The organism is Nocardioides caldifontis (genome assembly GCF_008087345.1).
Classification (GTDB): Bacteria; Actinomycetota; Actinomycetes; order Propionibacteriales; family Nocardioidaceae; genus Marmoricola_A; species Marmoricola_A caldifontis.
The window spans coordinates 70,378-92,463 of record NZ_VHIB01000016.1 but is presented as its reverse complement, the minus strand read 5'-3'; the positions used below and the strand labels follow the sequence as shown (position 1 = coordinate 92,463).

General features: G+C 73.1%; 25 protein-coding genes. 11 read left to right on the top strand and 14 right to left on the bottom strand.

Features of this window, described 5'->3' with window-relative positions:
* Positions 1 to 53: 53 nt before the first annotated feature.
* The 6 genes from FIP57_RS21440 to FIP57_RS24360 all read right to left on the bottom strand — a co-directional run bounded on the left by FIP57_RS21440 (position 54) and on the right by FIP57_RS24360 (position 5,443).
* A complete protein-coding gene (locus FIP57_RS21440; RefSeq protein WP_148575605.1) occupies positions 54 to 671 on the bottom strand; it encodes a rhomboid family intramembrane serine protease in 618 nt (205 codons plus the stop codon).
* A gap of 69 nt (positions 672 to 740) precedes the next feature.
* On the bottom strand, positions 741 to 2,027 hold the full coding sequence (locus tag FIP57_RS21435) for an RNA polymerase sigma factor (protein WP_148575603.1): 1,287 nt from the start codon (positions 2,025 to 2,027) through the stop codon (positions 741 to 743).
* 23 nt (positions 2,028 to 2,050) lie between these two features.
* Entirely contained in the window at positions 2,051 to 2,425 is a 375-nt protein-coding gene (locus tag FIP57_RS21430) for a YciI family protein (protein WP_148575601.1), read from the bottom strand.
* Between the two features lie 133 nt (positions 2,426 to 2,558).
* Positions 2,559 to 3,002: a hypothetical protein gene (locus tag FIP57_RS21425; protein ID WP_148575599.1), complete on the bottom strand. Its 444-nt coding sequence runs from the start codon at positions 3,000 to 3,002 to the stop codon at positions 2,559 to 2,561.
* Between the two features lie 89 nt (positions 3,003 to 3,091).
* Positions 3,092 to 3,541: a DUF4395 domain-containing protein gene (locus FIP57_RS21420; protein WP_148575597.1), complete on the bottom strand. Its 450-nt coding sequence runs from the start codon at positions 3,539 to 3,541 to the stop codon at positions 3,092 to 3,094.
* Positions 3,542 to 3,583: 42 nt separating this feature from the next.
* Complete coding sequence (locus FIP57_RS24360; protein ID WP_148575595.1) at positions 3,584 to 5,443, bottom strand: sigma-70 family RNA polymerase sigma factor; 1,860 nt, start codon at positions 5,441 to 5,443, stop codon at positions 3,584 to 3,586.
* 177 nt (positions 5,444 to 5,620) lie between these two features.
* Between FIP57_RS24360 and FIP57_RS21410 the strand changes: the two genes are divergently transcribed.
* Both FIP57_RS21410 and FIP57_RS23810 read left to right on the top strand, forming a co-directional pair.
* On the top strand, positions 5,621 to 5,836 hold the full coding sequence (locus tag FIP57_RS21410) for an amphi-Trp domain-containing protein (RefSeq protein ID WP_148575593.1): 216 nt from the start codon (positions 5,621 to 5,623) through the stop codon (positions 5,834 to 5,836).
* Positions 5,837 to 6,178: 342 nt separating this feature from the next.
* Positions 6,179 to 6,349, top strand: a complete 171-nt coding sequence (locus FIP57_RS23810; protein ID WP_203231395.1) for a PDZ domain-containing protein — start codon at positions 6,179 to 6,181, stop codon at positions 6,347 to 6,349.
* Between the two features lie 9 nt (positions 6,350 to 6,358).
* On the opposite strand, the gene FIP57_RS21400 is transcribed toward FIP57_RS23810, so the two are convergent.
* On the bottom strand, positions 6,359 to 6,946 hold the full coding sequence (locus FIP57_RS21400; protein ID WP_162529919.1) for a LysE family translocator: 588 nt from the start codon (positions 6,944 to 6,946) through the stop codon (positions 6,359 to 6,361).
* Positions 6,947 to 7,048: 102 nt separating this feature from the next.
* On the opposite strand from FIP57_RS21400, the gene FIP57_RS21395 reads away from it, so the two are divergent.
* On the top strand, positions 7,049 to 8,206 hold the full coding sequence (locus FIP57_RS21395; protein WP_162529918.1) for an MFS transporter: 1,158 nt from the start codon (positions 7,049 to 7,051) through the stop codon (positions 8,204 to 8,206).
* Here FIP57_RS21395 and FIP57_RS21390 read toward each other — a convergent pair.
* Both FIP57_RS21390 and FIP57_RS23450 read right to left on the bottom strand, forming a co-directional pair.
* Positions 8,201 to 8,515: a cupin domain-containing protein gene (locus FIP57_RS21390; RefSeq protein ID WP_148575589.1), complete on the bottom strand. Its 315-nt coding sequence runs from the start codon at positions 8,513 to 8,515 to the stop codon at positions 8,201 to 8,203. The two genes, FIP57_RS21395 and FIP57_RS21390, sit on opposite strands and share 6 nt — an antisense overlap.
* 19 nt (positions 8,516 to 8,534) lie before the next feature.
* Positions 8,535 to 9,155: a maleylpyruvate isomerase N-terminal domain-containing protein gene (locus FIP57_RS23450; RefSeq protein ID WP_162529917.1), complete on the bottom strand. Its 621-nt coding sequence runs from the start codon at positions 9,153 to 9,155 to the stop codon at positions 8,535 to 8,537.
* A 153-nt stretch (positions 9,156 to 9,308) separates the two neighbouring features.
* On the opposite strand from FIP57_RS23450, the gene FIP57_RS23445 reads away from it, so the two are divergent.
* Together FIP57_RS23445 and FIP57_RS21375 are read left to right on the top strand one after the other, a co-directional pair.
* Positions 9,309 to 10,214 (top strand): SCO6745 family protein, encoded by a 906-nt coding sequence (locus FIP57_RS23445; RefSeq protein WP_162529916.1) that lies wholly within the window; start codon positions 9,309 to 9,311, stop codon positions 10,212 to 10,214.
* Positions 10,211 to 12,244: an AfsR/SARP family transcriptional regulator gene (locus FIP57_RS21375; protein WP_148575586.1), complete on the top strand. Its 2,034-nt coding sequence runs from the start codon at positions 10,211 to 10,213 to the stop codon at positions 12,242 to 12,244. Before FIP57_RS23445 ends, FIP57_RS21375 begins: the two co-directional genes overlap by 4 nt.
* On the opposite strand, the gene FIP57_RS21370 is transcribed toward FIP57_RS21375, so the two are convergent.
* The gene (locus tag FIP57_RS21370; RefSeq protein ID WP_238993653.1) at positions 12,245 to 13,687 is read right to left on the bottom strand and encodes an MDR family MFS transporter; all 1,443 of its coding nucleotides are present in this window, start codon (positions 13,685 to 13,687) and stop codon (positions 12,245 to 12,247) included.
* 144 nt (positions 13,688 to 13,831) lie between these two features.
* Here FIP57_RS21370 and FIP57_RS23440 point away from each other — a divergent pair, with 144 nt between their 5' ends.
* From FIP57_RS23440 to FIP57_RS21355, 5 genes are all read left to right on the top strand, one after another.
* Positions 13,832 to 14,338 carry a hypothetical protein gene (locus FIP57_RS23440; RefSeq protein ID WP_162529915.1) on the top strand — a complete coding sequence of 169 codons (507 nt, stop codon included), beginning with the start codon at positions 13,832 to 13,834 and terminating at the stop codon, positions 14,336 to 14,338.
* A complete protein-coding gene (locus FIP57_RS23435; protein WP_162529914.1) occupies positions 14,238 to 16,421 on the top strand; it encodes an MFS transporter in 2,184 nt (727 codons plus the stop codon). Before FIP57_RS23440 ends, FIP57_RS23435 begins: the two co-directional genes overlap by 101 nt.
* A 10-nt stretch (positions 16,422 to 16,431) precedes the next feature.
* Complete coding sequence (locus FIP57_RS21360; RefSeq protein ID WP_148575585.1) at positions 16,432 to 17,070, top strand: OmpA family protein; 639 nt, start codon at positions 16,432 to 16,434, stop codon at positions 17,068 to 17,070.
* 97 nt (positions 17,071 to 17,167) lie between these two features.
* Positions 17,168 to 17,332 carry a hypothetical protein gene (locus tag FIP57_RS23430; protein WP_162529913.1) on the top strand — a complete coding sequence of 55 codons (165 nt, stop codon included), beginning with the start codon at positions 17,168 to 17,170 and terminating at the stop codon, positions 17,330 to 17,332.
* Between the two features lie 15 nt (positions 17,333 to 17,347).
* Positions 17,348 to 18,313: a hypothetical protein gene (locus FIP57_RS21355; protein ID WP_148575584.1), complete on the top strand. Its 966-nt coding sequence runs from the start codon at positions 17,348 to 17,350 to the stop codon at positions 18,311 to 18,313.
* Between the two features lie 89 nt (positions 18,314 to 18,402).
* Here the strand turns inward: FIP57_RS21355 and FIP57_RS21350 are convergent, their stop codons facing one another.
* Both FIP57_RS21350 and FIP57_RS21345 read right to left on the bottom strand, forming a co-directional pair.
* Positions 18,403 to 19,191, bottom strand: coding sequence for an isocitrate lyase/PEP mutase family protein (locus tag FIP57_RS21350; protein ID WP_148575583.1), 789 nt, complete (start codon positions 19,189 to 19,191; stop codon positions 18,403 to 18,405).
* 50 nt (positions 19,192 to 19,241) lie between these two features.
* Positions 19,242 to 20,162, bottom strand: coding sequence for a LysR family transcriptional regulator (locus tag FIP57_RS21345; RefSeq protein ID WP_148575582.1), 921 nt, complete (start codon positions 20,160 to 20,162; stop codon positions 19,242 to 19,244).
* A gap of 110 nt (positions 20,163 to 20,272) precedes the next feature.
* Here FIP57_RS21345 and FIP57_RS21340 point away from each other — a divergent pair, with 110 nt between their 5' ends.
* Complete coding sequence (locus FIP57_RS21340) at positions 20,273 to 20,584, top strand: CBU_0592 family membrane protein (RefSeq protein WP_148575581.1); 312 nt, start codon at positions 20,273 to 20,275, stop codon at positions 20,582 to 20,584.
* A 19-nt stretch (positions 20,585 to 20,603) separates the two neighbouring features.
* On the opposite strand, the gene FIP57_RS21335 is transcribed toward FIP57_RS21340, so the two are convergent.
* Positions 20,604 to 21,464, bottom strand: a complete 861-nt coding sequence (locus FIP57_RS21335; protein ID WP_148575580.1) for an LLM class flavin-dependent oxidoreductase — start codon at positions 21,462 to 21,464, stop codon at positions 20,604 to 20,606.
* 39 nt (positions 21,465 to 21,503) lie between these two features.
* Entirely contained in the window at positions 21,504 to 22,070 is a 567-nt protein-coding gene (locus FIP57_RS21330) for a M15 family metallopeptidase (RefSeq protein ID WP_148575579.1), read from the bottom strand.
* Positions 22,071 to 22,086: the final 16 nt, after the last annotated feature.

Genomic DNA, 22,086 nt, shown 5'->3' with positions numbered 1-22,086 from the left:
TTGGCCGGGCTACGGCGGCGGGGCGCGGCCGTCATCGAGACTGCGCACAGCCCTCACGGCCAGCCGCGCGTCTCCCCCCGAAGACGGTCGGCACGGCCGAACCACCACGCCGCGAGCCCGCCTCCGACGGCGCCGAAGAGGTGACCCTGCCAGGAGACCCCCGGCTGTCCCGGGAGGACACCCCAGAGCAGCCCGCCGTACACGAGCAGCAGGATGACGCCGAGCGCCAGCTGCCCGGCGTTCCAGGAGAAGAGCCCGCGGAGCAGCAGGTAGGTGAGCCAGCCGAAGACCAGGATCGAGGCGCCGATGTGGATCGTCCCGGCCCCGCCGGTCAACCACACGCCGGCCCCACCGACGAGCCAGACCGCAGCAGTCACGGCCAACCACCGCCGGACTCCCGCGAGCAGCACCAGGAACCCGAAGACGAAGAGCGGCACCGTGTTGGCCAACAGGTGCTCCCAGGTGCCGTGCAGCGCCGGCGCGAAGAGGATGCCGTCCAGGCCGTCGTTCTCGAGCGGCTCCACGCCGCCGGCTCGTTCGAGCCGGCTCCCGAGCGCCTGGTCGAGGAGCTCGACGGCGTACAGGCCACCGATGAAGAGCAGGGACACTCGCAGTGCCGTTCCTGCGGCTGACCGCCGGCGGACCGGAGCGGACGCCTGCTGCCAACTCATGCGGCAACGGTAGCCAGGCGGGAGAACCCGCGCACTGCCGCTGCGGACGAGGACCAGCCTTCGCGGGGATCAGGTCGAGGAGAGGCCCCGGTTCGTCTCCGCCCGACGCCGCAGCAGTGCCCGCTCGCTCGCGTTCCTCGTCAGTGCGGCCGCCTCGGTGAACGCCTCGCTCGCCGCGGCGTGCCGCCCCGCCCGTTCGAGGAGGTCGCCTCGCACGCTCGGCACGAGCGGGGAGGTGGCGAGCGCGTCGACGTCGAGCCGTGCCAGCACGGCGAGCCCTGCAGCGGGGCCGAACGCCCGGCCGTGCGCGACCGCCCGGTTCACCTCGACGACGGGGCCCGGCGCGGCCTCGGCCAGGACGTCGTACAGCGCCGCGATCCGGCGCCAGTCCGTCTCCCCGGCAGACCCGGCACGGGCGTGCTGGGCGGCGATCGAGGCCTGAAGGAAGTACTTCCCGACCGGCTTCCCGCGCGCGCCCAGCGCCTCGGCCCGGTGCAGTGCCGCCATCCCGCTCTCGACCAGCCGCTGGTCCCACAGCGTCCGGTCCTGCGCCTCCAGCAGCACCGGCGCGCCGTGCTCGTCGACCCGGGCCGGCATTCGCGAGCCCTGGAGCTCGAGCAGGGCCTGCAGCCCCAGCACCTCGGGCTCGTCGCCGGCGAGGTCGGCCAGCATGCGGGCGAGCCTGATCGCCTCGCCGGCGAGGTCGGGGCGCATCCAGTCGTCGCCGGCGGTGGCGGCGTACCCCTCGTTGAAGATCAGGTAGATCACGGCCATGACGTCGTCGAGCCGGTCCGCCCGCTCGGGCCCGGTCGGCAGGTCGAACTCGGCGTGCGCCGCGGACAGCGTCTTCTTGGCCCGCGAGATGCGCTGACCCATCGTTGTCTCTGCGACAAGAAACCCCCGTGCGATCTCGGCGGTGGTGAGCCCGCCGACGAGGCGCAGCGTCAACGCGGCTCGCGACTCGGGGCTGAGCGACGGGTGGCAGGACAGGAAGATCAGCCGCAGGACGTCGTCCTCGATGTGGTCGACGTAGCCGTCGAGGTCGGGCATCACCGGCTCCTCCTCTCCATGGGCATGGCCGAGCTCGGCGACCCGACGGCGCAGGTTGTCCGCACGGCGGAAGTGGTCGACGCCGCGTCGCTTCGCGGTGGTCATCAGCCAGGCGCCCGGGTTGGTCGGTACGCCGAGGGTGGGCCACTGCTCCAGCGCGGCGACGAGTGCGTCCTGCGCCAGGTCCTCGGCCAGCTCCAGGTCCCGGGTCATCCGGGTGAGAGCGCCGACGAGGCGGGCCGACTCGGCCCGCCACGCGGCGTGCACGACCCCGTTGACGTCATCCGCAGGGGTCGCCGCCGGCACCAGGCCAGCGTAGTGAACGGCGGTCAGGCGCCGGGCTCCTCCGGCCCCTCGGAGATCTGCCGCAGCGTCGCGACCACCGTGACCTCGGGCCAGTGCTTCGCGTGCAGCTCGGCGAACTCCTGCTGGTCGGCCACGGCCTCCTCGACGGTGTCGTACTGCAGCAGCGCCCAGCCGCCGACCACCTCCTTGGCCTCGGCGTAGGGCCCGTCGACCCGGCTGACCTCGCCCTTGCGCACGACGAAGTTGACGGCGTCCTCGGTCCCGTAGAGGCCGCCCCCGTCGAGGAAGATCCCCTTGGCGGCCCGCTGGCCGATGTAGTCGTCCATCGCGTCGAACAGGGACTGCGGCGGCGTACCGACGCCCTCTTCCATCCTCACGAGACCCATGAATCGCGGCATGTGGATCACTCCTCCTGGTTGCCGGTGGCTTGCTTCTCGCGCATACGTCGAACGAGTCTCGACCTTTTCGACATCGACCCTCGAACTTTCTCGTCGCGCGCGGGCCTTCGGTGCGCCGGAGCCGTGACCGGGCTCAGTACCGGTAGCCGGCCACGACGCGCCCGCCGGTCTTCCGGGCAGCGTAGGACGCCGCCTGCTTGGTGTAGGAGTCGCGAGGGGACTGGTCGATGATCAGGACCTTGCCCTTGCGGGCCATGTACCCGGGCTCGCACGAGTCCTCGAAGTCGCTGCTGCACGACAGCCAGTCGCGCCACTCGTCCAACGCCCGACTGGTGCTCACGTATGTGGTCAAGTAGTACTCGCGGCGGTTCTTCGTGCCCGCACCGACCACGCAGTGCCACGACTTCTTGACGCGCGCGTCCGTCGCCAGCCCCTCGCTCGTGCCGTACTTGCACCGCATCTTCTTGGCCAGCTTCTTGATGTACGGCGTTGCGGTGTGGGCGTTCGCCGGGGTGAACGAGGCGGTCGCCATGACCAGCCCGAGAGACAGCAGCAGCGCTGCCACGACCTTCTTCATCCGCTTCTTTCGATCTCGCAGTGACGCAGGGCGCCACCCTAGGCAGCGGTCCCGGTCGGCGTCCTGGGAACGGTCGAACTGCCGATCCCTCAGCGGACCGCTGCATAGGCCTTGCACCCCAGGCACACCCCGGTCGAGGCGTCGAGGACCGCGGCGCCCAGGGCCAGCGAGGTGAGCACGTAGCCGAGCACGTCGACACCCACCACGAAGGCGACCAGCCCGAGGGCGGTGAGGACGAAACCGACGACCTGGCCGAACCTCGGCGGTCGGGCGTCGACCAGCTCGGCGGGGGCACCGAGCCGCGGCCAGACGACGCGCGCGAAGAGCTGCGCCCACACCGACCACTGGAAGCTCACGAACCCGGTGAAGCCGAGCACCGCGACCTGGGACGCGAGGAGGCCGATGCCCAGCGGCCGGACGAGCCCGACCACAATCAGCGAGACAGCGAGGACGAGAGCAGTGGCACCGGCGGTGAACCGCAGCAGCCGCGGGTCGACCCGGGTCCGGAGCGGGCACGCGGAGACACTCGTAGGGGCCATCGGCTCACCGCGAGCGGACACCCGACGGCGCCTCGTCCCGTCTCACTGGACCGGCACGTCGCCGGCACCGACGAGCGGCGGTGCCAGCTCCGGTGCCGCGGCGATGGTCGGCAGGGTAGGCACCGTGAGCACCGGGAGCGGCACGACCGGCACGACCGGGGTCGCGGTCGGCTGCGGCGGCTGCGCCGTCGCGGTCACCGGGCCTGGGGTCTCGGTGGGAGACGGCGACGGGGCTGCCGACGGGGACGGCTCCGGCTCCCCGGACGGGGATTCCTCGCCGGCGTCCGGCGGAGGCTCGACGTCGTCGGGCGTGGGCGAGGGCGTGGGAGTGGGCGCAGGGACCGGCTCCGGCGCGGGGGCGGGTGCCGGCTCGGGTGCGGGGTCCGGCACCGGCTGGGGTGCCGGGTCGGGCGTGTGTGGCGTGGTGGTCCCGCCGGTGTCACCGGTCGGCTGGTTCGGCTTGTCGGTCGATCCGCCGGAGGTGTCGACGGTCACCGTGGTCGAGCCGTCCGGGACGACGGCTGGCACGAGGACGGCGGGCAGCAGCTCGGGAGGCAGCCCCTGGGTCGCGACCGGGTCCGCCGAGTCGGCGACGACGGGATCGGCGGCGGGGTCCGGACCAGGGGCGGGCGCGGTGACGGTGACGCTCTGGAGCGTCGTCGGCGGCATCTCGGCGGCCCGCTGGGGGTCGCTCGCGACGCCGAGGGTGGCGGCAGCGGTGCCGAGCGCGACCATCGCGACGCTCGCAGCGCCGATGCCAGTCCCACCGGTCACGGCACCCGCCGCGGCAGCGCTCGCGACGACGCCGGCCGTCGCCCCGCCCGCCACCGCGGACACGGCCCCGCCGGCCGAGACCCCGGCCGCCGCCGTCGCTGCTGCGGTCGTCGCCCCCACCGTGGTCGCCCCCACCGTGGTCGCCCCCACTGTGGTCGCCCCCACCGTGGTCGCCCCCGCCGTGGTGGCCGCCGCGGTGCCCGCCCCGGCCGCACCCACGGCACCCGCCGAGGTGCCCGCCGTGGCTCCGGTGGCGGTGCCCGTCGACGTGCCGGTGGCGCCGAGGAGCGCGTCGCGGACACGACCGACCAACGCGACGAGCGCGGAGACCCCGAGCCCCGAGCCGGTCCCGGCGAGGTACGCCGCCGCAGTCGCCCCGAGCAGCAGCGGCGCGAGGACACCGCGGAGGTTGGTGTTGATATCGGTGAGCTCGAGGTGCATCGCGGTGCAGGAGCGGCACGTCTCGAGGTGGGCCTGCACCTTGGCGCTGTCGCGCTTGGCCAGCCCCTTGCGGACGTACCCGCCCAAGTGCTCGACCGTCCACCGGCAGTCGGCGTCGCGGGTGGTGGCGAGGTGCTCGGTGAGGAACGCCTGGCGGAGCCCCTCCCGGGCGCGGTAGGCGAGGGCGCACACCGAGTTCGGGGTCATCCCGAGCAGCGGGGCCACGTCGGCCGGCTTCTGGTTCTCGACCTCGAGGTGCCACAGGACCAGCTGCCAGCGTTCCGGGAGGCTGGCGAACGCGCGTGCCGCCGCCTTCGACTCGAACTCGTTGACGACCGTGTCCTGGAACTGGACCCCGGAGTCGTACGCCGTCATGTCGTCGGTGTTCGTGAGCCGCGCGCTCCGGCGGACCCGGTCGACGTGCAGCCGCCGGACCGCGGTGAGCAGGTAGGCGCGGAACGCGACGTCCGGGCCGCCCCCCTCGGTCAGGGCCCCCATCACCTTCGTGAACGCCTCCGAGACGAGGTCCTCGGCGTCGGAGCCGCGGGTGAGCTGGCGTGCCAGCCGGTGGGCCGCGTCCGAGTGGCGGGCGAAGAGCTCGCCGTAGGCGTCGAGGTCACCGTTGCGCACGCTCGCGATCAGCTCCGCGTCTGTCGGCGGGTGGACGACGTCGAGCATCTCGGTCATGGTGGCTTCCCCGGATCACCGCACGGACCCACGTGCGGTCCTTGAGGCTAACCCCTTCGCTGGGCCAGACCGCTCGTTCCGACTGGCCCGCACAGCGGGCCGATGGTCCCGACCTGGGGCTGCGTCGGGGAGCGCCGATACGGTGGGTGGGGTTGCCCATGGAACCGAGGAGATGTCATGGACCTGTTCGAGATCGGTGAGCCCGAGCGGGTGAGCCGCGAGGAGGCGGCCGCGCGGCTGCACGCACTGGCCGACTCGCTGGCCCGGAACAACTCCGTCGAGCTCGAGCAGGACGGTCGTCGGATCACCGTCCGCGTGCCCGCCGAGGTGTCCCTCAAGGTGGAGGTCGAGATCGGCGACGAGAACGAGCTGGAGGTCGAGCTCACCTGGTGACGTCCCGCGTCGGCGGCTGCAGCGGCGGGAATCCAGGGTGTCGCGTCGTGGTTGTGGGGACGTGGCCAGCGACTCCGACGCGGAGCGCGGCGAGTCGGCAGGCTCGGCCGTGGTCCTGACCGACGAGGGCCACCTCGTCACCAACTCCCACGTGGTCGCCGGGGCCGGAGGCGGGACGGCGACGCCGACCAGCTCCTCGTCGGCTCGCTCGTCGTCGCGGTCGGCAACCCGCTGGGGCTGGCCGGATCATCGAGACGCTCAAGGACCACGGGCCGGTGCGTCGCGCGTTCCTCGGTCTCGTGACCACCCCGCTCCCGCTCACGCCGGCGCAGGTGCAGCGGGTTGCGCGCCGGCGACGTGGTGCTCGCGGTCGACGGCGTGTTCCTCGACGACGCGCAGTCCCTGCAGAAGCGGCTCTTCGCCGACGCGATCGGCCGGCGGATGGAGATCACCGTGCTGCGCAACGGCGCCCTCGTCGACGCAGTCGTCGTGCCGGGCGAGCTCACCGACTGACGCCCGGCCTCACCAGAGGGTCGGGATCGACAGCACGGCAAGCGCCGCCATCAGCCGCATGGCCCGGCGCCAGGAACCCGGCGCAAGCTTGGCTCGAAGGGCTGCTCCGAAGAGCGTCCACAGGCTCGCCGACGCGCACACCACCGCCAGGAAGCAAGCCGCGCCGAGCAGGTCGACGGCCACCCCGCCCGGGCTGCTCGGCCCGAGGAACCCGGTCACGAAGGTCAGGACCGCCAGCCACGTCTTGGGGTTGGCGAGCTGGAAGAGCGCCATCTGCCACCAGGCGAGCAGTGGTGCCGTCTCGCCGCCGGTCGGTGGCGTGGCTCGCCAGAGCGCGACGGCGAGGTACCCCATGTACGCCGACGCCCCGGCCGTCATCGCCAGCCGGCTGCCCGGCACCGCCTCGACGACGCCGCCGACCCCCGCGAGACCGGCGCCGACCAGGCCGACGAAGCCGAGCAGCATCCCGCCCAGGAGGGGGACGGTCCGCAGGTACCCGTTCCGGGCACCCGCTGCCGCGAAGATCAGGTTGTTCGGCCCGGGCGTCGCCGCCATGACGAACGCGAGGACGGCGATCGAGCCCAGCCACGCGGTCACGACGTCAGCGTGCGCGAAGCCGCTGACCATCGGCTGACAGGACAGCGGGTGAGCGGGACCGGCACTCGCGCGCGTCGTACCTCAGCCGTCAGGGTGGTGGCTGTGGCTCGCACCCCGCCCTTCTGGCCCACGGTGCTGACGTGCGGGTTCGTCGAGCTGTTCAGCTGGGCCGCGCTCTACTACGCCGTGCCGGTGCTGATGGACCTCGCGGCGCGCGACACCGGCTGGTCGCTGGCGTCGATGACCGCGGCGTACTCCGGGTCGCTGGTGGTCTCCGCGCTGGTGAGCCCACGCGTCGGCAGGCTCGTCGACCGGCACGGGCCACGCATCCTCGTCACCGTCGGATCCTTGGTCGGCGGTGTCGGCCTCGTCGCCGTGGCGGCTGCTCGCCACCCCGCGGCCGCCCTCGCCGGGATGGCGCTGGTCGGGCTCGGCCAGGCGGCGACCCTGTACCCGCCGGTGTTCGCGGCGCTGACGATCTGGCACGGCGAGCGGGCCGCGTCGGCGCTCACCGTCGTGTCGCTGTTCGGCGGCGCCTCGTCGGCCCTCCTCGCCCCGGTCCTGGCTCCCGTCGCCGAGTCCGTCGGGTGGCGGGAGGCGCTGCTCGGGGTCGCGGTCGGATACGTCGTGCTGACGATCCCGCTCGCCTGGTGGGGGCTCGCGGCGCCGTGGACCGCGCACGCCGAGCCACCGCCGCCCGGCCACGACGTGGGGGAGATCGTGACGTCGCGACGGTTCCGCGCGACGCAGGCGAGCATGTTGCTCGTCGGCCTGGCGTTGTACGCCGCGACGCTGAACCTCGTCCCGCTGGCGCGCGAGCACGGCCACTCCTACGCGACTGCCGCTCTGGCCTTCGGGCTGGTCGGCGCCGGCCAGGTGGTCGGGCGGCTCGCCTACCTGCCGATGGCCCGGTTCGGTGACCCGCGGCTGCGGACACTGGTGCTGGTCGCCGCGGCCGTGGTCGTGGTCGGCGGGCTGGCGCTGGCCCCCGGGACGGCCGGCCTGATGGTAGCGGCGCTGCTCGCTGGAGCCGTCCGCGGCGCGCACACGCTCACCGTCACTCTCGGGGTCGCCGACCGTTGGGGGCGGACGACCTTCGGTGAGCTGAGCGGCACGTTCCAGAGGCCGGTCGCCCTGGCCATCGCGGCCGCGCCCTTCACCGGCGCGCTGCTGGCCTCCGGCGTCGGCGGGTTCCGCGCCGCGGCGCTCGTCTTCGCGGCGCTCGCCCTGCTCGCCGTCGTCACCGCACGCGCCTCATGACCGCGTGTGCTCGGCGGGGCCGAAGACGACCACCACGCGCAGCTCCTCCTCGATGTCGACGAACCGGTGCTCCTCTCCGGCGGCGACGAACACGACGGACCCGGCCGTGACGGGGATGCTCACGTCGGGACCGGCGAGGCGGGCCCGACCGGCGAGCACGACGTACACCTCGTCCTCGGTGTGCGGCGACTGCGGGTCGGTGCCCCCGGCCGGCAGGACGTAGCTGCCGATGCTGAGGTCGGCGGACCGGTGCAGCTCGGCCCAGTCGGGTCCCGGGCCGTCCGCGGGTGGGGGGACGAGCTCGATCATCGGTGGCTCCTTCGGTGGATCAGGACAGCAGCGGCATCGCCGGGTCGTCGGTCGGCGTACGTCCGGTCGCGACGCGCACCAGGTCCAGCCCGGCCCACCCAGGCGGGCGACCGGTGACTTCGCGGTACCCGGCCGCCAGCACCGCGGCGACCCGGTCGACCGCGGCGGGGACCAACGGCGACGGGCGGCCGGGGCCGAACCCGCGGTGCAGGTCGTCGCCGTGGGTGACGAGCTCGATGAGCCTGGTCGCCAGGAAGTCGTCGCGACGCAGCGGCCCGCGGCGGCCGAGCACCACCGGCGGCAGGCCGGCGTCGAGCGCCCGCCACGCCTCGTCCGCGAGCTCGTCGATGCCGGCCAGCTCGCGGCCGCGCAGCGGCTCCGCGACGGTCTCGGTGTCGGCCGCGATCTGGCGGTGGGCGGGGGAGTACCCGGCGACGTAGGCGGCCAGGGTGATCGGCTCGAGCTCCGTCGCCTCGAGCTGCGCCACCATGCGCAGCCCGTAGCCGAGGTGCACGACCAGGTCGGAGACCGTCCAGCCGCCCAGCCCCGACGGCTCGTCCGCGTGGTCGAGGACGCCCTCGCCCTCGACCCAGGCCCGCAGCTGGTCCCACTGGTCACGCAACAAGTTCGTCGTGGTCACGGGGCGACGGTAGGGCGTCGCGCTGACAGGGTGCTGACGCCACGAGCGGCTGCCCCGTCGGCCGGTCAGCCGGCTGTCAGCGACGGACGCGATCCTGGGGCTAGTCTGCGAACCCGGCACGCCCGGCGTGCCCTGGAAGTGAGGCAGGTGGCGATGGCCGAAGCCGACGGTGTCGCGGCCCCGTCCCGACGTGCCCGTGAGCGTGCGTTGTGGCGGCTGGTCGAGGCGTACCACGCGCTGGTCTACTTCGCCCCCGAGCGGCCGGAGGTCTACACGGCGCTCGGGCTCAAGGGCGGCTGGATGGGCTACTTCGCGAGCCGGTCCGCGGCGCTCGGCGTCGTTGCTGCGGACGTGGTGACCGCCTGCTTCTACGGCTTCGCGCCGCGGATGGTCGAGCGGGCGCTGCCGGATGCGTGGCGGTACACGACGCCCGAGCAGGCGGCCGCGGCCCGGTTGCGCGTCTTCGACCGGGCGGTACGCCGGCACCTCGGCGACCGCGTCGAGGACCCCGTCGTCGCGGGGCTGGCCGGCCGGCTGGGCCAGGTCGTCGAGGCGCTCCCGTCCGCGGGCGCGCCACTGTTCGCCGCCCACCGCAGCCTGCCTCGTCCGGCCGAGCCGCACCTCGCCCTGTTCTGGGCGACCAGCGCGCTGCGCGAGCTCCGCGGCGACGCGCACATCACGGCGCTGCGCGCCGCCGACCTGGGGCCGGTCGAGAGCAACGTGGTCATGGTCGCCCTCGGGCTCGTCCCCGAGGACCAACGCAGCTACCGCGGCTGGACCGAGGACGAGTGGGCGGCCGCGGCCGCGTCGCTGACGGCGCGAGGCTGGCTCACCGAGGACGGCCGGATCACGCCGCACGGCCAGCGGGCCCGGGCCGAGGTGGAGGAGCACACCGACGCCATGACGGCTCTCGTGTGGAGCGGCTTCGACGACCAGGCGCTGGCCTCGCTCACCGCCGACCTGTCCGGGGTCGTCGAGCCGATCGTCACCGCGGGCGGCGTGCCCTACCCCAACGGCATGGGGATGGCGCCCACCTCCGAGCTGGCGGTCTCGGGATGAGCGACCCGCTGGTCCGGATGCTCGGCCCGATCACGATCCGTCAAGGACGTGGTGCCCCGGTGGCGCCGGCGCGGCTGGACCGCGTCGTGCTCGCGCACCTCGCGCTCGCCGAGGGCAGGGCGGTGTCGACGACCGAGCTGGTCGACGCGGTCTGGGGCGCCGAGGTGCCGGACGGTGCACGGAACGCCCTGCAGGTGAAGGTGTCCCGGCTCCGGCGTCACCTGGGGCCGCGCCGCGATGCGCTCCGCCACGACCAGGGGAGCTACCGGCTCGACCTGCCGGCGTCGGAGGTCGACCTGCGGCTGTTCGGCGAGCTCGCTGGTGCGGCGGCGGAGGCGCTGGCCGACGGCAGCGCGGACGATGCCCTCACCGCGGCGGAGCGGGCGCTCGCACTGTGGCAGGGTCCGCCGCTCGGCGAGCTGGACGACCACCCTCGGCTCGTCGCCGCGCGATCGCGCGCAGCCGAGCAACGCGCCGCGCTCGTCGAGGTCGCGGCCGAGGCGATGCTCGCGACGGAGAGCCGCGGGCCGCGGGCGGTCGACCTGCTCCGCGGGCTGCTGGCTGAGGACCCGCTGCGCACCCGCGCCCGGCTGCTGCTGATGCGGGCGCTTGACCGGGCGGGTCGCCGCGCCGAGGCGCTCGCGGTGTACGACGTGGGGCGGCGCGTGCTCGCCGAACACACCGGCCTCGCCGTCCCCGAGGAGCTGCAGCAGGAGTTCGACCGGCTCCTCGCCGCCGAGCGCACCGCCACCCGACGCGAGCGGGACCACGTGCGGGTGCACGCCGTCCCGGCGGGTGCGATGGACACCGCGCGTTGGCTGGCGAGCGAGGGCGCGGTCGAGGCGGCCCTGGAGCTGGCGCTGCGCGGCTCCTGGTGGTGGTGGCTGGGCGGTCGCCGCTCGGAGGGGCGGGACCTGCTGGAGGAGCTCGTCGGCGTCACCTCGAGCCGGAGTGCGGACGGGCCGGCGGTGCTCGGGGCGACCGCGTGGCGGGCGGTGTTCGACTCGGCGACGGCCTGCGCCGAGGAGGCGATCGCCGCCGGGGAACGAGCCCTGGAGGAGATGCGGGACGTCGGCTGGGGGCGGCACGAGTCCGTGGCCGGCGTACTGCTGGCCGAGCGGTTGCTGCAGCGCGGCGAGCCTGGTCGTGCGGCGCTGCTGCTCGCCGGCAGCCGCGCCGGCTTCGCGCGGACGCAGGACCGGTGGGGCCTCGCGCTCGTCGGCCTGACCGAGGCGAAGGCCGAGCTGCAGCGGGGCCAGGTCGCCCGGGCAGCAGCGGGCGGCCGTTCGAGCCAGCGCGCGTTCGAGGAGCTCGACGACGCCGCCGGCCAGATGATGGCGATGGACCTTCTCGGGTACTGCGCCGAGATCGTGGGCGACCTGCCGACGGCCGCGCGGACCCACCAGCGGGCGCTGGCGCTCGCCCGGGACGTCGACGCACCCGAGTGGCAGGCCACCCAGCTGACCCGGCTCGGGTCGGTGCAGGCCCTGCTTGGGGCCGAGCCGACCCTCGGCACGCTCCGGTCGGCGGTCGAGCTGGCGCGGTCGATCGGTTCGGCCGCCGGGGTTGCGCTGGCCCAGAACTCGCTCGGGCTCGCCCGTGGGCTCGGCGGCGACCACGACCGGGCAGCAGAGCTCCATGCGGGGACCCTCGACTGGTACGAGCAGCAGAGATCCAGTGCCGGCATCAGCTACACCACCGGCCGGCTCGCCTCCGAGCTCGCCGCCACCGTCGGCGACGAGGCCGTGCGGCTCGCGAACCGGTCGGTCGAGCTCGCCCACCGCACCGGCGACCCCCGCGCGGTCGCGCACGGGCTCGAGGCCCTCGCGCTCACCCGTGCCGACGCACCGACTCGCGCCCGCGCGCTCGGTGGCGCACGAGCCCTGCGGCGGCGGACGAGGTCGCCGCTGCCGCCGGTGGTCGCGAGGTCGCTGGGGCAGGCCCAGCGTCAGCTGGCCGACGAGCTCGGGGACGAGCTGCTGCCCCGGATGCGCGAGGGCGCCCGGGAGGTCGCGACCGCGCCCGGGTAGTCAGGCGGTCGCATCCTCGCCGGCGCGGCGCGGCATCAGCGCCCCGGAGAGCAGCAGCGCGAGCGCGACGACCGCGGAGCCGAAGAAGACCGCGTGCACGGCGGGCGCCAGCACGTCGGCGGGCAGGTGCTCGAGGTCGGTGGACCCGGACGATCCGCCGGCGATCCGGCTGTTCACGACCGCGCCGAACACGGCGACGCCGACGGCGCTCCCCATCGACCGGGAGAACATGTTGGTGCCGGTGGCCACCCCGCGGTTCTCCCAGCCGACGGAGGACTGGGCGACGATGACCCCGGGGGTGGCGACGTACCCGAACCCGATGCCCATCACCAGGCAGGGAAGGGCCAGCTCCCACAAGGCGCTGTCGGCGTCGACCGGGAGCAGCAGCGCCGCGCCGGCGACCACGAACAGCGCACCCATGAGCACCGTCCGGCGGAAACCGATCGTCAGGTAGAAGCGGCCGCTGGTCGAGGCGGCGAGCGGCCATCCGATGCTCATCGCCGCCAGCGTGAGTCCGCCCAGCAGTGCACCGTGGCCGAGGACGCCCTGGGCGTAGAGCGGGATGTAGGAGGTCAGCCCGAGCAGCAGCACGCCGACGACGAACGCCCCGGAGTTCGAGGCGTTCAGCACGCGCCGCCGGAAGATCCACAGCGGCAGCACCGGCTCGGTCGCGCGCGCCTCGACCGCGACGAACGCGGCGAGCAGGACGGCCGCCGCGGCGAAGATCCCGAGGCTCGAGGCGGAGCCCCACTCCCAGCGGACGCCGCCCTCGAGCAGCGCGAGGAGGAGCAACGAGCCACCGGCGGCCAGCAGCACGGCGCCGAGGTAATCGATGGAGTGGTTGCGCGACTCGACCTTCTCCTCGTAGCGGCGCCACATCACCCAGCCGGCCGCGATGCCGACCGGCAGGTTGACGAGGAAGATCCACCGCCAGGTCAGGTAGTCGGCGAAGAGGCCGCCCAGCGTGGGGCCGACGACGGAGGACATGGCCCAGACGCTCGCGATGTAGCCCTGCACCTTCGCGCGCTCGGCGAGGGAGTAGATGTCGCCGACGATCGTCATGCCGATGGGCTGCACGGCGCCGGCGCCGAGCCCCTGGACGAGCCGGAAGACGATCAGAGCCGGCATGTTCCAAGCGATGCCGCACAGCAGCGAGCCGACGACGAAGAGCCCGATGCCGACGAGCATCACCGGCTTGCGTCCGTAGAGGTCGGCGAGCTTGCCGTAGATCGGCACCGACACCGCCTGCGCGAGCAGGTAGATCGAGAACAGCCACGGGAACGAGGTGAAGCCGCCGAGGTCCTCGACCACCGAGGGCACCGCGGTCGCGAGGATCGTCGCGTCGATCGCGACCAGCCCGGTGCCCAGCATCACCGCCACAAGGATCGGCCCCCGCTCGCTGCGGAGGCCGACGCTTGCTCTGGTGATCTCGGGCGCGCTCACGGGTCACGTCAACCGACGGCAGCCGTGCTCTGTTCCCGCGGACGGCGCTTGCTCCGACGAGGGTCCTCCGGCCGCACGGTCCCGACCGGCCACTGCGCCACCGTCGGCACCTCCGGCCTCACGCTCGGCCGCGGGAACTTCGGTGTGGCGACCGAGTCCACCTTCGCCACCAGCGCGGCGGCTTCCGTCGGCTACACGGTCCTGCGCTGGGCGGACAAGGACACCGAGGCGGTCATCGCCGGTTGGCAGCAGTGGACGGCGCAGGACCCGGCGACCAACTGGGCCGTGCTCCACCTGTCGACCGCGTCTGACCGGGTGATGCCGAAGGTCATCGTGTACTGCCTCTCCGGCAGTGACATCCTCCGCCGCGCGTTGACCGGCAGCGAGATCGCCGCGATCTCCATGTACCTGCGGCGGTGGGCGAGGACGAACGCGTCGACGACGTTGTCCGGCTCTCAATTGGGAGGGCGGTGTGGTCAGTTCTGGGATGACGGCGAATCCGTGTCGAAGGTCCCTCGCGCGGTTGGACCGACGGTGCTCCGCTTGAAGGATGACGGCGGGGGACGGTGCGACCACCCAGGTCACGAAGGACGCGCTCGTCGCGGCGGTCGAGGCGGGACGGCCGATACCTCCCGGCCACGTCACGGGTGAGGAGCTGAGCTCGGTCCTCCAGGAGCTCCTCGCCGGCGACCGGCGTCAGCGATGGGTCAGCAACGCCGACATCGTCCTGCGCATCAGTGACACCCTCGTCGAGGGGGACGTGCGGCTGCTGCGCCGTCCCCGGAAGGAGCCTTACGCGGAGCGCGAGGCGCGGCCCGCGTTGCTGCTCGGCGGACCCCCGGTCGAGGAAGCTGGCAGTCCCGACACCGTTGACGTCGAGGAGTCGACCGATGACCCACCAAGGGTGGTGGAGGGCGATCTCGTGCTGACGGTCGGCGGACGTCCCGTCGTCCTGGAGCTCGACCGATGCGTCGTCGCCGGCACCGTGGAGATCGTGGGTGTGTGGGCGCGTCGCCTCGCGATCACCAACTCGCGGCTCCGCGGCCGACTCCTGGTGAGACGTGCCCACGTCGACGGCGACCTCGATCTCACCGGCACCACCAGGCCATTCATCGATACGGCGACCAGCACGATCGAAGGCCGCGTCCTCGAGGGCCTCGAGGGCGCGGCCGACGGGGACGTCGGGGGCGAGCCGATGCCCGTCGCACCCCGCGATGCTGAGTCACCGAAACCCACCTCCATCGACGCGGGTGAGGATCGCGGCGACAAGCCCTTCCCGTGGGACACGGTGACGCAGGTGGTCGGGCTGGCCGCCGCGCTGGCTGCGTGGATCGCGGTCATCGGCGGCGCACGGTTCTGGGCGAGGGCCGACAACATGGAGGTGCCGCCCATTCCGCTGCTCGCGGGCGCGGGTCAGGAGTGGCTGCTCACCGAGGGCCTCCAAAGCCTGACGCTTCCTGTCGTGCTCGCCGCGGTGGTGGCGCTCGGGGTGTACTTCGCGATCCCGGACGAGCCGACGAGGGACGAGACGACGAGGCTCCGGGGCGCCCTGGTCAGGAAGCTCCGGCAGTCGCCCGACCTCTGGCTCGTGGTCACGGTCGTTCTCGTCGCGCTCACCGTCGCAGCCGCCTGGCAGGCGCTCGTCGATCTAGAGGGTTGGTGGAAAGTGGCGAGCGTGATCCTCGCGGCGGTCGTGGGCACGACCATCGCTGCGGCGATGTCACGACGGCTTCAAGGGCGCATCCCATTCATGGTGTCGCTGGCAGGTCTGTGGCTGGGGTTCACCCTCAGCCTCGGTGCTTGGGCCGTCACCATCGGCTGGCTGACGGTCATGGCGATCTTCACCGCGGTCGTGGTGCTGGTCGCTGCGCTCGCCCTCACCCAGTCCGGGCGGCGCGGCACTGCGCTCACGATCTTCGCAGCCATCGTCATCTGGAGCGGTGCCCTCAGCTTCTTCTACGAGGCCGGCGCCCGCGACCCCGAGGAGACGTACGCGCGCGTGACGCTCACCGACGCGACGGTGGTGGACGGCAGGTTGGTGGCTCGCTCGGGTTCGCGTCTCTACCTGGCGGGGGACTCCCCTGCCACCTCCGGCGGCGGCGGGCCGGTCGTGGAGGTGTTCGACAACGACAACATCGCGGCCCTGGAGCTCGCCGAGACCGACGTGTGGCCGGGGAGGCCGGGTGACGAACCCAGCGGGGACAGTGGCTTCAGCGGCGGCAGCCCCTCCGGCGGCGACGGCGGCGAGGACGGCGGGGCCGGCGAAGAGGACGGCGGGGCCGGCGGCGAGGACGGCGGGGGCGGTGGCGGAAGCGTCAGCGAGCCCGTCCCCGTGGATCCGGATGGACGTGGGGTCGCGATGGCGGCTGAACTGGGCGGCTCACCCCTGCACGTGGAGGCGCGGCGGCTCACGGTGCGCGATCGCTTCGTCGCCTTGGACCTGGCCGTCTTCAACCCCTCCGACGCGCCGGTCACCATCGGGAACCAGCTCAGCGACGACGAGGAACCCGAGCTGAGCAGCATCCGGCTCGTCGACACCCGGAACCGTTGGGCCTACCCCGTGGCACGCCACGACGACGGGTCCTGCGTCTGCTCCGGCGGTCTCGATCGCCCGCTGGAGCCACAGCAGTGGCGCAACCTCACGGCGCTCTTCATGCGACCCGATCCGCTTCCCGCGGCGGTCGACCTCCGGATCCGCGGTGTCCCGTGGATGAGAAGTGTCCCCGTCGACTAGGAAGCAGCTGGTGCTGCTGGTCACCGGGCTGATCGTCTTCGCCGGCTGCCAAGAGGTGATGGGCAGGTTGGCGCCCACCCTCGACACCGTGACGACCGACGCGGCCGGGAGCCGCCAGGCGATCGATGCGGACTCAGGGCGGATCCGCACGCGCGACGGAACGCCGGTCCGAGCGAAGCGCCTCGCCATCAGTGCCTCGCGGCTGCGCATCACGGGCAGCCGGCGACATCCGGGGGGCCATCCACCGGTGCTGATCATCCGATTTCCGTACGGGAAGGCCTGCCTCAGCCAGGCGGGTGCAGAGAAGGTCCGCCGATGGGCCGAGTTGCTCGCCCCGGTCACCGAGCTGTCCGTCGAAGGACACACGGACTCGCGCAACACCAAGCCGTTCAACCTCGCCCTGTCCCGGAAGCGGATCGCCACGGTCGTCCGCCTGCTCGACGGCCGGGTCATCCGGCGCCACGCGTACGGCGAGACCCGCCCCGTCAGACCCAACCGGATCGGCGGGTACGACAACCCGCGCGGCCGGATGCACAACCGCCGTGTCGAGGTGAGGCTGGTCGACGGCGCAGCCGCACGCGAGGCACTGGCGACGATCGCGCACCGCACCGTGGTCGGCCCGGACGCCTGTGATGGCTCCGGCTCATAGCCGAACGGGCAATGGTCAACCTGCGCGTCGTGGCACACGCTTGCCTCAACGGTCCATGCGACGAGGAGCTGCGGCCGCCAACGGGAGGAGCGCGAGCATGAACAACCCCGGCAGCTACGAGAAGAGACCACCCGACCTCGGGCCGGACGCCGAGCTCGGAACCATCTCGCCGGGCGGCGACTGGGTCTGGGTCGGGCCACCGAAGGGTTGGGAGCGTGCTGATGAGCCGCAGGCCGACGCCGTGCGTCCCATGGACCTCTAGGTCCGGTGGACGCAGATGAGCACCGACGTGGCGCCCCCGCTCACTCCGGAGGCCACCGACCCGCAACGCTGGGTCACCGCCAGCACCGGGGTGCGGGAGGCAGCGAAGTGGCTCGCCGGCTCGATCGGCTCGATCGCGGCCGTCGTCATCGGCGCGGGGCCGCTGATCGACGGCGACGTGGACGCCTCGACCTGGGGATGGCCCCGCTGGCTGCTGGTGCTCGCAGCTGCGGCGGCCGCAGCGCTCAGCGTGCTGGTCATCGTCAGCCGGTTGCTGCGGGCGATGGTTCCGGTCGAGATCACGCTCGACGCCCTGCCGAAGAAGCTCAAGAAGCGGATCGAGACCAACCTCCTGCACGAGTACCTCCCAGGTGACGCCCAGACGCTCGAGGAGTTCAAGGCGCGGCTCGTCGCCTACACACGTGCAGCCTCCACCTACGAGGTCATGGCCGAGCGAGCGACGACGAAGGCCGACGAGGAGCGGTTCGCCCTGTGGGCCAGGACCAATGCGCGGAAGCGTGACGTGTACCTGAAGAAGCGGGCGGAGCTCTACGCGCTCGCGAAGTACGAGCTGGAGGCCGGGCGGCTCGGGAGCAAGCAGGACCGCGGTGTGTTCGCGCTGTCGGTGGTGCTGGCGGCTGTCTCGTTGACCGTCTTCACGCTCGTCACGTCCGCGCCGGACGACGAGGACGAGGCGGGCACGAGCGTCGCGCCGACGGGTGCGGTGCTGATGTCCACACCTGGCTCGGAGGCGCTGTGGTCCGCGCTCTCGCTCGACGAGTGCGAGGTCGAGGTGTCAGGCGGCGTTCCCGTCCTGCTCCTCTCGGAGCCCTCCGACGACAGCTACCGCGTCCAGACGCTCGGCACCCCGCACGGTTGCGGTCGCCACGTCTTCACCGTCCCGGCTGACCACGTGACCGCCATCGTCGTCGACCCGATCGAGGTCGAGGTCACGGTCGAGGAGGAGCCAGCTCGACGATGACCGGCACGTGGTCGGAGCGGCCGGAGGCGACCCGCTCCGTGTGGCTGCCGACGGTCGTCCGGATCCCCGACGCCCAACCAGGAGCGGTGCTAGTTGAGGACGCGCATGTTCGACGGCACGCCCTCGCCGCGCTCGACGACGCCCTCGGTCAGCTCCTGCAGCGCGGTGAGCGCGACGTTCTGCGACAGCGGACCGAAGGAGACCCGGGCGACGCCGAGCTCCTCGAGGCGGCGCAGGGCAGGGGTCCCCGGGATCGCGATGAGCGTGAGGCGTTGCGGGCCGAACGCGTCCACGAGCGTGCCCACCTGCTCCTCGTCGAGGAAGGCGGGCACGAACACCACCGGCGCGCCGGCGTCGAGGAAGGCCTTGCCACGCTCGACAGCGGCCGCCAGGTTCTCGGCCGGGTCCTTGTCGCGGCCGAGGTGGAAGGCGTCGGTGCGGGCGTTGAGCACGAAGTCGGGGACGCCCTCGGCCTCGGCTGCCTTCATGATCGCCTCGACCTGGCGGGCGGCCTCGGCGACCGGCTTCATCTGGTCCTCGATGTTGGCCCCCACAACACCGACGCCGATCGCCCGGCGGATCGTCTCGGCCGCGTCGCCGTACCCGCCCTCGAGGTCTGCACTGACCGGCAGCTCGGTCGACGCCACGATCCGGCCGACCGCCTCGAGCATCAGGTCGAGCGGGATGTTCTCGCCGTCCTCGTAGCCGTACGACGCCGCGATCGAGTGGCTTGCGGTCGCCAGCGCCGTCGTGCCCGGCACGTCCGCGACGACCTTCGCGCTGATGACGTCCCAGACGTTCACCACCGTGAGCAGCTTGGCGTCCTGGTGGAGCGACAGCAGCTCGGTGGCGCGGGAACCGGTGGACTCGTTCGACATGCGTGCCGCCCTTCGACGTGGAGACGTGAGCCGACCCTACGGCGAACGGTCTAGGAGCGGGACTCGAAGGAGATCGCCGCCGCGGCCTCGCGGACCAGGGACGCGGCCAGGTCGACGGACTCCGGCACTCGACGGCCCTCGTAGCGCCGCAGCACGATCCGTCGGTGCCCGATCCCCGGAAGGTCCAGGGTCTCGATCCCCGGCGGGGTCGGGCCGCGCAGCGCCAGCGACGGGATCAGCGCGGCGCCCTCCCCGGCGGCGACGAGCGCCAGCGCGGTCTGGGTCTCGACGTAGGCGTGGACGGTCGGCTCGTCGTTGCCGGTGGCGCGCCGGACCCGGCGCAGCGCCTGGGCGCCCGCGGCCGACGGGTGCACCCCGAGCCAAGGGAGCCCCAGCCGGCTCAGGTTGACCGGGTCGGCCGCGGCGACGGCCCCCGCCGGGAGGACCACCTGCCACGGCTCGTCGAGGAGCGGGATCTCGGTCATCCGGGACGGCAGGGCGCGCGGCGTCTCTTCCGCGTCGAGCTCGAGGACGGCGACGTCGATGTCCCCGGCGCGCAACCGACGCAGCAGCTCGTCCTGGTCCTCCTCGACGAGCTCGACCTGGAGCCGCGGCATGCGCTCCCTCCACTCCGGGAAGGCAGGCAGGAGGACGACCGCGAAGAAGCTGTAGAAGCCGCCGATCCGGATGGTCCCGGCCGGGCCGGTGTCATCTGGCATCAGCCGCGTCTCGGTCTCCTGGAGGAGCCGCTCGATGTCCTCGGCAGCCTCCACCAGCAGCCGTCCGGCGTCGGTGAGCACCGTGCCGGTCGGCGTGCGACGGACCAGGCTTCGGCGTGTCTCGGCCTCGAGCTTGGCCAGCTGCTGCGACACGGCGGAGGGGGTGACGGCGAGCTCGTCGGCTGCCGCGAGGACCCCGCCGGCACGGGCGACGGCGAGCAGGAAACGGAGCCGGCGAGGGTCGATCGACATGTTCAGCGATCCTAAATCAGGAATGCAGGAAAGTGCGTTTGATCTGAAGGCTTTCAGACCTCATCCTTGCTGTCGCCCCACCCCTCCGGACCACCCAGAACAGGACCAGCATGTTGATCGCGACCCTCGGGTGGTTGGGCACGTTGGGCACCTTCGGTGCCTACCTGCTGCTGTCGCGTGGCTGGCTCGCGTCGCACTCCCTGACCTACTCGCTGCTCAACGTCACCGGCGGCGTGCTCGCGGGTCTCGCGAGCATGGCGTACGGCGCGTGGCCGAGCGTGGTGTCGAACATCGTCTGGGCCGCGGTGGGGCTGCACGCCGCCGGCAGGACGCTGCTGGAGATGCACCGGGCCGGGCAGTTCGAAGGTCGGGCGGTGCTCCCCGAGCCCTGCGAACCGGCGCCCGAAGACTGCCTGGTCTGACTGAGAGGCGCCCGAGTCGTCAGCGGGCGGCGACGACCGAGGCGGCGACCTCCTCGAGCACCGAGACCGAGCCCGCGTAGGGCTCGTCGGCGCGTGGCCAGTGGGTGACGACGTCGGTGAAGCCGAGCTCCTCGGCACGGCCGACCATCTCCTCGAACACGCCACGGCTCTCCAGCGAGAACTGCGGCGTCGAGTCGAGGTTGAGGTAGCACGGGAACGACGCCGGGTCGCGACCGGCCGAGACGAGCGCCTCTTCCAGTGTCTGCCGCGCGGTGTCGAGCCCGGCCCACCACTTCTCGAGGTCGTCGGTCCGGGGCCCGATCGTGATCCAGCCGTCGCCCGCGCGGGCGGCGAGCCGCAGCGACCGGGGGCCGTTGGCGGCGACCAGCAGTGGCACGTCGCGCAGCGTTGGGAGGGTCCGGGCGTTGCGGGCGGAGAACCAACGGCCGTCGGCGTCGACGTGGTCCTCCGTCCTCAGCCGCACCAGGAGCCCGACGAACTCGTGGAACCGGTCGACCCGCTCGCGCGTGCTCAGCTCGGCACCGCCGAGGATCCGCGAGTCGAGGTCGCCGCCGGTGCCGACGCCGAGCAGGAACCGGCCGCCGGAGACGTCGTCGAGCGACTGCACGTCGCGGTGCAGCACGACCGGGTGGCGGAAGTTCGGCGACGACACGAAGGTCCCGAGTCGGATCCTCTCGGTCACGAGCGCAGCGGCCGTGAGGGTCGGTGTCGTGCCGTACCACGGCGACTCGGGCAGCCCGCCCCAGACGACGTGGTCGTAGGTCCAGGCGTGGTCGAACCCCATGGCCTCCGCCGCCTGCCACCGCGGGCGGAGCTCGGCCCAGGGCAGCTCGGGGAGGATCGTCAGTCCGAAGCGCATGACGTGACCGTACGACGCCGCCCCGACAGGTTCCCGCCGTCACGAGTGCGAGCGGGGGTCGTGCGTCGGGTCGGCGTACGGCGGAGGGCAGCCGTCCTCGACCGCCTCCGGACGGAGCTCGAAGTGCCACGGCTCGTTGCCGTACACCTGGCACAGGCCGTAGCCGGCGCCGAACCGCGCCAGCCACGCCCGTGCCTCCGCGCCGCCGATGTCGACGGCGTCGCCCGTCACGTGCGGCGAGGTGTCCGGGGTGGGCACCCAGCGCGCTGCCTCGGCCTCCGACCCGTGCTCGGCCACCGCCTGCTCCAGCAGCTCCTTCTGGTGGCTCGCGGAGCGCCAGCCGCTGGTGACGCGGACCTCGATCCCCTCCTCGGCTGCGTCGGCGGCCGCTTCGCGGAGGGCGTCCCTGAGGTCGTCGTCGAGGTTCTCCACCGCAGGCACGTCGGCGTCGACCGTCGTGCCGCCTGACACGCCGCCGTCGGCGGGGTCGGTCGAGGAGCTCCTCCACCAGTGCAGGGCGGCGGCGATGACCGCCGACGCCAGCACGAGGACCAGCAGGGACCGGGCGCCCGCCAACCGTCGACGGACAGGGAGGTTCGAGAGCATGGACCGAGTGAAGGCG

What these genes read in the sequence shown, in the direction of transcription:
- FIP57_RS21350 (WP_148575583.1), bottom strand. Translation starts at nt 19,191, where the DNA reads ATGTCGAACGAGTCCACCGGTTCCCGCGCCACCGAGCTGCTGTCGCTC.
- FIP57_RS21375 (WP_148575586.1), top strand. Translation starts at nt 10,211, where the DNA reads ATGAGCGACCCGCTGGTCCGGATGCTCGGCCCGATCACGATCCGTCAA.
- FIP57_RS21340 (WP_148575581.1), top strand. Translation starts at nt 20,273, where the DNA reads ATGTTGATCGCGACCCTCGGGTGGTTGGGCACGTTGGGCACCTTCGGT.
- FIP57_RS21345 (WP_148575582.1), bottom strand. Translation starts at nt 20,162, where the DNA reads ATGTCGATCGACCCTCGCCGGCTCCGTTTCCTGCTCGCCGTCGCCCGT.
- FIP57_RS23445 (WP_162529916.1), top strand. Translation starts at nt 9,309, where the DNA reads ATGGCCGAAGCCGACGGTGTCGCGGCCCCGTCCCGACGTGCCCGTGAG.
- FIP57_RS21420 (WP_148575597.1), bottom strand. Translation starts at nt 3,541, where the DNA reads ATGGCCCCTACGAGTGTCTCCGCGTGCCCGCTCCGGACCCGGGTCGAC.
- FIP57_RS21390 (WP_148575589.1), bottom strand. Translation starts at nt 8,515, where the DNA reads ATGATCGAGCTCGTCCCCCCACCCGCGGACGGCCCGGGACCCGACTGG.
- FIP57_RS21330 (WP_148575579.1), bottom strand. Translation starts at nt 22,070, where the DNA reads ATGCTCTCGAACCTCCCTGTCCGTCGACGGTTGGCGGGCGCCCGGTCC.
- FIP57_RS21410 (WP_148575593.1), top strand. Translation starts at nt 5,621, where the DNA reads ATGGACCTGTTCGAGATCGGTGAGCCCGAGCGGGTGAGCCGCGAGGAG.
- FIP57_RS24360 (WP_148575595.1), bottom strand. Translation starts at nt 5,443, where the DNA reads ATGACCGAGATGCTCGACGTCGTCCACCCGCCGACAGACGCGGAGCTG.
- FIP57_RS21335 (WP_148575580.1), bottom strand. Translation starts at nt 21,464, where the DNA reads ATGCGCTTCGGACTGACGATCCTCCCCGAGCTGCCCTGGGCCGAGCTC.
- FIP57_RS23430 (WP_162529913.1), top strand. Translation starts at nt 17,168, where the DNA reads ATGAACAACCCCGGCAGCTACGAGAAGAGACCACCCGACCTCGGGCCG.
- FIP57_RS21355 (WP_148575584.1), top strand. Translation starts at nt 17,348, where the DNA reads ATGAGCACCGACGTGGCGCCCCCGCTCACTCCGGAGGCCACCGACCCG.
- FIP57_RS23435 (WP_162529914.1), top strand. Translation starts at nt 14,238, where the DNA reads ATGACGGCGGGGGACGGTGCGACCACCCAGGTCACGAAGGACGCGCTC.
- FIP57_RS21440 (WP_148575605.1), bottom strand. Translation starts at nt 671, where the DNA reads ATGAGTTGGCAGCAGGCGTCCGCTCCGGTCCGCCGGCGGTCAGCCGCA.
- FIP57_RS21430 (WP_148575601.1), bottom strand. Translation starts at nt 2,425, where the DNA reads ATGCCGCGATTCATGGGTCTCGTGAGGATGGAAGAGGGCGTCGGTACG.
- FIP57_RS21425 (WP_148575599.1), bottom strand. Translation starts at nt 3,002, where the DNA reads ATGAAGAAGGTCGTGGCAGCGCTGCTGCTGTCTCTCGGGCTGGTCATG.